Source organism: Metabacillus rhizolycopersici, assembly GCF_020075705.1.
This window is the reverse complement of the sequence record NZ_JAIQUM010000297.1, coordinates 1-360: the sequence shown is the minus strand read 5'-3', so window position 1 is coordinate 360 and position 360 is coordinate 1. Positions and strand designations below refer to the sequence as shown.

Genomic DNA, 360 nt, shown 5'->3' with positions numbered 1-360 from the left:
CCCGCGATAATAAGAGTAACTACATAAATAAATCTGGAGGAGGAAGGGGGATTCGAACCCCCGCGGGTTTTGACACCCCTGTCGGTTTTCAAGACCGATCCCTTCAGCCGGACTTGGGTATTCCTCCGTATAAATGAATAAGTGGAGCCTAGCGGGATCGAACCGCTGACCTCCTGCGTGCAAGGCAGGCGCTCTCCCAGCTGAGCTAAGGCCCCAAGATCAAGATATTTTAATTTAGGGAATGGTCGGGAAGACAGGATTCGAACCTGCGACCCCTTGGTCCCAAACCAAGTGCTCTACCAAGCTGAGCTACTTCCCGGTTATTGGCGCGCCCGAGAGGAGTCGAACCCCTAACCTTTT

The 360-nt window shown here is 53.1% G+C and carries 3 tRNA genes; all 3 read right to left on the bottom strand.

Annotated elements, in window-relative coordinates:
- Window positions 1-34 precede the first annotated feature (34 nt).
- Window positions 35-127: transfer RNA gene (locus K9V48_RS28730), tRNA-Ser, on the bottom strand.
- Between the two features lie 15 nt (window positions 128-142).
- A tRNA-Ala gene (locus tag K9V48_RS28725) sits at window positions 143-215 on the bottom strand.
- Window positions 216-242: 27 nt separating this feature from the next.
- A tRNA-Pro gene (locus K9V48_RS28720) sits at window positions 243-319 on the bottom strand.
- Window positions 320-360: the final 41 nt, after the last annotated feature.